Raw genomic sequence first — 7,800 nt, forward strand, 5'->3', positions numbered from 1 at the left:
ACCCGGCCGAACCGCCGCTCAGCGCCCGCCGGATCGTCGGCTACTCGCCGCGCTTCCGGGCCGCCGGCACCCGGGCCTGACGGCCCGCGCCCCGGGGGGGCCCCCCCCCCCCGCGGCGGGGGGCCCCGGGGGGGGGGCCGCGCCCCCCGCTGGCCCCCGGGGGCGGGGGGCCGGCCGCGGCCGCCCCCCCGCGCCAGGGCGCGGGGGTCCACGGGCGTGGCCGCCGGGCGGGCGGGGGCGCCGCCGGCCCGGTCGGAGGCCGGGGCGGGGCGGCCGGGCAGCAGGGTGAACTCCATCCCGGTCAGCTCCATGACGGGCTCGCCGCCGGTGTACGGGGCGGTGGCCGGGCTCGCGCCGGCGTCGGCGGCCGGGTCGGTGCTCGGGGCGGTGCCCGGGGCCGCGCCCGGGTTGGTGTTCGGGCCGGCGTCGCCGTCGAGCAGGACGACGTCCAGGCTGAAGGCCGGGGCGGCCGCGTCGTCGCGGTGGACGCGCAGGAGGGAGCGCAGCCGCTCCCCGCGGGGCTTCTTGAAGGCGCGCAGCCGCGCGATGCGGGTGGCGATGTACTGCCGGCCGTCGTCGGCGAAGGCCGCGAGGCCGTGCGTGGCCGCGTCGAGGACGGGCGGGGGCAGGTGCTCGGCGCGGGAGGTGCCCGTGCCGGAGAACGTGGTGACGGCGAAGTCCTCGCCGTACGCGCGGACCTCGGTGACCCTGCTGAACTGCGGTCCGTAGTCCAGGCCCGTCCGGGCGTAGGCGGCGCGCACCTCCTCGCCGGTGAGGACCCGTCCTGGTGCCGGGCCGTCGGGCCGGGCGGCGTCGGTCCGCGCGAGGCGGTCCAGCAGCTCGCGCCCGGTCCCGGTGAGCGCTCCGGCGGCCTGTGCCGTGTCGGGCGCGGCGATCACGGCACTGGCGTGCAGGGTCTCGGGGGCGGTGTCGTCGGCGGCCGGCCGGCTGCGGACCTCGACGGCGAAGGAGCCGTCCGCCGCCGGGGTGGCGCGGGTGAGCAGCAGGGCCGGCCGGTCGGTCAGGAACAGCGCCTGGTGGAAGCGGACGTCCTCCAGGGCCCGCCGGGTGTCGCCGAGGAGTTCGTCCTGCAGGGCCAGCAGCAGTTCCAGGTGGGCCGCGGCGGGGAAGAAGGCCCGGCCGCCCGTGGTGTGGTCGGCGAGGTAGGCGGGCCGCGTGGCGCTGACGCGCGCGGCGAAGGCCCGTACTCCGGCGGCCGGGGCATCGACGGGACGGCCGAGCAGCGGGTGGGCGCCGTCGGCGGCGAGCCGCCCGCCGGTGCGGGCCGGCAGGCGGTAGGAGCGGCGGTCGAAGGCGTAGGGGGGCAGTTCGATCCGGCGGCCGGGCCGGTCGGCGTACACCTGGGACCAGGCGATGTTCAGCCCGGCCTCGTACGCGCCGGCGAGCGCGGCGGTGAGCCGGGTGCCGGCCTCGTCCTTGGGGCTCAGGCAGCTCAGCCAGCGGTGCCGGGCCGGGTCCACGCACTGGCGGGCCAGCGAGGTCAGGGCGCCGGAGGGGCCGACCTCCAGGAAGACGTGGCGGCCGCGGGCGTCGATGGCGCGCACCCCTTCGGCGAACGCGACGGTCTCGTTGACGTGCCGGATCCAGTAGTCGGCGGTGGCCAGTTCGGCGTACGGGGCGATCCGGCCGGTGAGGTTGGAGACGATCGGCAGCCGCGGCTCGTGGAACTCGACGGACGCGAGGACCTTGCCGAGGCGTTCGGAGATCTCGGCCATGAGGGGCGAGTGGAAGGGGGCGGCGACCCGCAGCGGGGTGACGTCCCGGCCCTGGTCGCGCAGGGCGGCCACGGCCGCGTCGAGGGAGTCGGCGGCGCCGGAGACCACGCACTGCCGGGGGGCGTTGTCGGCCGCGACGGCCAGGTCGGGCCAGGCGGCGAGCAGCGGTGCGACCTCCTGCGCGGGCGCCGACACCGCGGCCATGCCGCCGGGGCGGGACACCGACTCGATGAGGGTGGCGCGGGCCGAGAGGAAGGCGGTGCCGTCGGCGAGGGTGAACAGCCCGGCCACGGTGGCGGCGACGATCTCGCCGACGCTGTGGCCGATCAGCACGCTGGGCTTGACCCCCCAGGACAGCCAGAGCTGGGCGAGGGCGTACTCCAGGGTGAACAGCGCGGCGTGCGTGTACGGCGTACGGGCGAGGACCTCGGCGGCGTCGGGCGTCTCGCCGAACATGACGGCGGCCACGGAGCGGCCGAGGTGGGCGGTGAACAGGGCGTCGCAGGCGTCGACGTGGCGCCGGAACACCGGGGACGAGGAGTAGAGGGAGCGGCCCATGCCGACGTACTGGGCGCCGGAGCCGGTGAAGAGGAAGGCGACCTTGCGGAAGGTGTCGGCCGTGCCGCCGGTCGTCTCGCCGCCCTCGTCGCCCGGCCCCTGGGGCTCGGCCCAGGCGCGCAGCCTGGCGGTGAGCTGGTCGGTGTCGGCGACGGCGGCGGCGTGACGGTGGCGGAAGTGGGAACGGCCGGTGGCGCGGGTGCGGCACAGGTCGGCGAGGGCGGTGCCGGGGTGGTCGGCGAGGAAGCGGAGGTGGCGCTCGGCCTGGAGGCGCAGGGCGGGGCGGGTCTTGGCGGAGAGGGTGAAGACGTGCCCGGCGGGGACGGGGGGCTGGGGAGTTTCGGGCCGGGGGGTTCGGGCGGCCTCGGGACGGGTGGGCGGGGCGTCCTGTCCGGGGGCGTGTGCGGTGGGCCGTGCCGTGCGGTCGGCCCGCCCGGTCGCGTCGTCCTCCGTCAGCCCCGCGGGCACGGCGGCCGGCGGTTCCTCCAGTACGGCGACCGCGATGGCCCCGGCGACGCCGAAGCCGTTCACCGTGGCGCGGCGGACGGGGGCCTCCCAGGGGCGCGTCTCGTCCGGGACCGTCAGGGGGTAGCTGTCCCAGGGGATGCGTCCGGAGAGGTCGCGCCAGCGGTGCGGGTAGAACACGCCCGCCCGCATCTGGGCGATCACCTTGATGACGGCGCCCAGTCCGGCGGCGGGCTCCATGTGGCCGATGTTGGCCTTGAGCGAGCCGATGGTCAGCGGGGCGCCGGGGCTGTGGGAGTCCCCGAAGACACCGTTGATCGAACCGACCTCGATGGGGTCGCCGAGCGGGGTGCCGGTGCCGTGCGCCTCGACGTACTGGATGTCGCCCGGCTCCAGCCGGGCATTGGCCAGGGCCGCGCGCATGACCGCCTCCTGGGCGGTGCCGTTGGGCGCGCTCAGGCCCGCGCTCTCGCCGTCCTGCCCGATGGCGGTGCCGCGGACCAGGGCCAGGACGGTGTCCCCGTCCACGAGCGCGTCGGAGAGCCGCTTGAGGACGAGGGCGCCGCAGCCCTCGGCGCGGGCGTATCCGTCGGCGCTCTCGTCGAAGGTCTTGCAGTGGCCGTCCGGCGCGAGGAACTGCCCGTGGGAGAGGATGACGAAGGAGCGGGGGTTGTGCAGCGCGTTCACGGCGGCGCACAGCGCGAGGGAGCATTCGCGGCGGCGCAGCCCCTCGACCGCGAGGTGCAGGGCGGTGAGGGACGAGGCGCAGGCGGTGTCCGTCGTCAGGCTCGGGCCGCGCCAGCCCAGGAAGTAGGAGAGCCGGCCGGACATGGAGTAGCCGCCGAGGCCGGTGGCGAGGCTGCCGTCGAGCTGCTCGTCGGCGAGCTGCTCCAGCTCCAGGGCGAAGTCGAGGGGGGAGGCGCCGACGTAGACGCCGCCGTCGCCGTGGCGCAGGGCGGCGGGGTCGATGCCGGCGTTCTCCAGGGCTTCCCAGGAGGTCTCCAGCAGCAGCCGCTGGGCCGGGTCGACGTACGGGGCCTGCCTGGGCGGGATGTTGAAGAACTGGGCGTCGAATTCGTCGACCGACTCCAGGAAACCGCCGGCGGCCGCGGTGATCAGGGATTCGTCGACTTCCGCGGTCCAGCGGTCGCGGGGCAGCGGCCTTATTCCGGAACGCCCCTCGCGCAGAAACGCGTCGAGATCGGCCATCGAGTCGTTGCCCCCGGGAAGCCGCATGCCGATCCCGACCACCGCGATCGGCTCGTGCTTCTCCAGGAGGAACTGGCCGAGCATTCTGTGCTGCTGGCGCAGGGTCTCCTGGGCCGCCTCGAACTGTCGACGTATTTCCTGATCCATTTCGGATGCTTCCGGCACGGCGGCACCTCGCACCTTTCTGCCATGTGAGGCTTTCCGGGGGGTTTCCCGATGTGCTCGTTCTCGGGATCTCGTGATGTACTCGACGTGCTCGACGACCGGGTGTCCGCGTCCGCCGGCCTCGCCGGACCCGCGGCGGCGCGTGCCGGCGGGGCCGGGGTCAGCGCGCCGGGTCCTCCGCGTCGAAGAGGCCGGTCAGCACCTCGGTGGCCAGGTACTCCAGCAGTTGCTCGACGGTCGGCCGGTTGAACAGCGCGGTGCTGCTGATGCCCGTCCCCAGCAGGTCCTCCAGACGCTGCTTGACGGTGGTGAGCATCAGCGAGGTCATGCCCAGCTCGAAGAAGGTGTCCTCCAGCGGGAATTCCTCGTCCTCGGTCATGAGGAGCACGGTCCGGAATTCCGCGGTGACGGTTTCCTCCAGGGCCGACCAGCGCTCTGCCCGGGAAATGGACTCCAGTTGTTCGGCGATCGGCGCCATGAGAATCACCTTTCTGCCATTCGATTTGATTAGAACACAGGCGACTTGACGACTGGCTGACACGATCCTGACCGGATCCGGCCGCAGAGCGGGACCGGAAGCTGTCAGTTCAGCGTCAGGCGGGTCATGGGAACCTCATACGCAGGAGTGTGTTCAAGATCCGTTCAGGAGGGCGACGACATGCACAGCATCAAGCGGATCGCGCAGATCACGCGGGAGGAACTGCGCGCCGACGGCTACTCACTGGTACCGGCCGGTCAATTCACCCTGGCTCCCGAATTGCAGCCGCTGGTGAAGGAACTGGCCGACGAATGGGAGCGGCTGGAGACCGACCAGTACCTGAAGGACGGCTCGCGCTTCCGCGAGCGCCGCTACGACCGGTTCTACTTCCTGCCCCGCACGGGCGAGGTCCGGCTGCGCCCGCACCGGCCCTACTTCCAGTCGGAAGGCGTCAACGGGTACGCGGGCGGCATCCCGCGCGAGGTGGCCCCGCTGAGCTCCGCGACCCTCGCCAACCCGCTGCTGACCCGGCTGCTGCGGGACGACTTCGCCCACTTCCCGCTGACGGACGACGACCCCCGCCTGGACGAGCCGTGGGACGTGCAGTGCCACCAGTTCCGCATCATCAGCACCCCCGACGAGATCGGCGAGCCGACCCCCGAGGGGCCGCACCGCGACGAGGTGGACTACGGCGTGATCCACCTGATGGGCCGGGTCAACACCGAGGGGGGCGAGTCGCAGGTCTACACCCGGGACAAGAAGCTGGTCACCCAGTTCGTCCTGACCGACCAGATGGACACCATGTTCTGGGCGGACCAGCAGATCCTGCACGCCGTACAGCCCATCCGGCCGTCCGACCACGGCGGGCCCGCCGTACGCGACGTGCTGATCATGGGCTACAAGCACAGCCCGGACCTCCAGCGGATCGAAGAGGTCTGACGCGCTCCCCCGGCCTCCTCCGCCGCTCCCTGCTCCCCCGGCTCTCCCACTGCTCCGGTACGGCGTGGCCGGCTCCAGCGGCAACGCCGTACCGCCGTCACCGTGTCGCATGCCTCCACCGGCCCGAGAAGCGGTCCAGCATGAACGGGACAGGCCCCGGAGATCCGATCCGACCCGATGCGATCCGATCCGATCCGGAGCGGCTTCGCCACGGAGCCCTCCGCCCGACAGGATCGCCCCGGGGCTCCCCGAGGTTCCTGTGGTTCCCGAGGCCCCCTGAGGTTCCCGCAGAGGAGACGGTCACGATGACGACGCAACCGATCAAGCCGCACCCGCTCTTCGCCCGCTTCTACGCCACGCTCGCCGGTCCCGCCCTGGAGAAGGCGGGCGTCGCCGAACACCGCGCGCGGCTCCTGGCCGGTCTGTCCGGTGAGGTGATCGAGATCGGCGCGGGCAACGGGCTGAACTTCCCCCACTACCCCGCCGCCGTGACCCGCGTCGTCGCCGTCGAGCCGGAGCCGAACCTCCGCGCGCTCGCCCGGCACGCAGCCCGCCGCGCGCCCGTCCCGATCGAGGTCGAAACGGCCCGGGCCGAGCGCCTGCCCCACCCCGACGCGTCGTTCGACGCGGCCGTCGCGTGCCTGACCCTCTGCTCCATCGCCGACCCCGACAGGGCGCTCGCCGAGCTCCACCGGGTGCTCCGGCCCGGCGGACAGCTCCGGTTCTTCGAGCACGTGCGGGCGGACGCGCCGGTCATGCGGCGCGTCCAACGCGTCCTCGACGCCACGGTCTGGCCCCGTCTGATGGGCGGCTGCCACACCGGTCGCGACACCCGGAGCGCCATCGCCTCCGCCGGATTCACCTTCACCGCCGTCGAGCGCTTCGACTTCCCCTCGACCCGGATCCCGATGCCCGCCACCGTCCACATCCTCGGCACCGCCGTACGACCCGCCCCGGGGAGCGCTCCCTGAGCCGAGCCGAGCCGAGCTGAGCTGAGCAGATCAGATCAGATCAGATCCCATTCGAGGGCTCCCGGGGGCGCGGGGCGGCGGCGCGCATGAATGTCCGCGCGGGGGTGGGGCAGGGGCTGGGAGCAGGGGGTGTCGGGTTCGGCGTGCTCGTGCGGGTGCCTGGGAGGCCGTCATGGCTCGGTCGGTCGGTATCGATCTGGGGACGACCAACTCGGTGGTGTCCGTGCTGGAGGCCGGCGAGCCCGTGGTCGTGGCGAACGCGGAGGGTGCGCGGACGACACCGTCCGTGGTGGCCTTCGCCCGGGGCGGGGACGTGCTCGTCGGGGAGCCGGCCAAGCGGCAGGCCGTGACGAACGTGGGGCGCACCGTGCGGTCGGTCAAGCGGCACATCGGCGAGGCGGACTGGCGGTTCCCGGCGAGCGGTGAGATCGACGGCAAGCGGTACACCGCGCAGGAGATCTCCGCCCGCGTGCTGCAGAAGCTGAAGCGCGACGCCGAGGCGTACCTGGGCGAGGACGTCACGGACGCGGTGGTGACCGTACCGGCGTACTTCGACGACACACAGCGCACCGCGACGAAGGAGGCCGGCGAGATCGCCGGCCTGAGGGTGCTGCGGATCGTGAACGAGCCGACCGCGGCCGCGCTCGCGTACGGGCTGGACAAGGAGAACGACCAGACGGTCCTCGTCTTCGACCTCGGTGGCGGCACCTTCGACGTGTCTCTCCTGGAGATCGGCGACGGCGTCGTCGAGGTGAAGGCCACCAACGGGGACACCCGCCTCGGTGGCGACGACTGGGACCAGCGGCTCGTGGACCATCTCGTCACGCGGTTCCGGAACGGGCACGGGATCGACCTGTCGAAGGACGCGATGGCGTCGCAGCGGCTGCGCGAGGCCGCGGAGAAGGCGAAGATCGAGCTGTCCTCCGCCACCGAGACCACCATCAACCTGCCCTACATCACGGCCTCCGCCGAGGGCCCGCTGCACCTGGAGGAGAGACTCGGCCGGGCGCAGTTCGAGAAGATGACGGAGGACCTCCTCGGGCGGTGCGAGGCGCCGTTCCACCAGGCGGTGGACGACGCGGGGATCGACGTGGGCCGGATCGACCACGTGATCCTGGTCGGCGGCTCGACGCGGATGCCGGCCGTGACCGGCCTGGTGCGGTCCCTGACGGGCAAGGAGCCGCACAAGGGCGTGAACCCGGACGAGGTCGTCGCCATCGGCGCCGCGCTCCAGGCCGGTGTCCTCAAGGGCGAGGTCAAGGACGTCCTGCTCCTCGAC

Annotated in this window: 5 protein-coding genes; 3 read left to right on the forward strand and 2 right to left on the reverse strand. The window is 73.5% G+C overall.

Translation table 11 applies throughout. The features are described from left to right. Together AB0E83_RS34325 and AB0E83_RS34330 are read right to left on the reverse strand one after the other, a co-directional pair. Positions 1–4,115: beta-ketoacyl synthase N-terminal-like domain-containing protein (locus tag AB0E83_RS34325; RefSeq protein WP_362120564.1), on the reverse strand; the 4,115-nt coding region annotated here is incomplete at its 3' end. A gap of 178 nt (positions 4,116–4,293) precedes the next feature. Further along, positions 4,294–4,611 (reverse strand): acyl carrier protein, encoded by a 318-nt coding sequence (locus AB0E83_RS34330; RefSeq protein WP_362120566.1) that lies wholly within the window; start codon positions 4,609–4,611, stop codon positions 4,294–4,296. Positions 4,612–4,791: 180 nt separating this feature from the next. Between AB0E83_RS34330 and AB0E83_RS34335 the strand changes: the two genes are divergently transcribed. From AB0E83_RS34335 to AB0E83_RS34345, 3 genes are all read left to right on the forward strand, one after another. After that, positions 4,792–5,550 carry a 2OG-Fe dioxygenase family protein gene (locus AB0E83_RS34335; protein WP_362120568.1) on the forward strand — a complete coding sequence of 253 codons (759 nt, stop codon included), beginning with the start codon at positions 4,792–4,794 and terminating at the stop codon, positions 5,548–5,550. A 305-nt stretch (positions 5,551–5,855) separates the two neighbouring features. Then, positions 5,856–6,521: a methyltransferase domain-containing protein gene (locus AB0E83_RS34340; RefSeq protein ID WP_362120570.1), complete on the forward strand. Its 666-nt coding sequence runs from the start codon at positions 5,856–5,858 to the stop codon at positions 6,519–6,521. Positions 6,522–6,693: 172 nt separating this feature from the next. Then, positions 6,694–7,800 (forward strand): Hsp70 family protein (locus AB0E83_RS34345; protein ID WP_362120572.1); only part of this gene is annotated, 1,107 nt, incomplete at its 3' end.

Source organism: Streptomyces sp. NPDC035033, assembly GCF_040636735.1.
Lineage (GTDB): Bacteria > Actinomycetota > Actinomycetes > Streptomycetales > Streptomycetaceae > Streptomyces.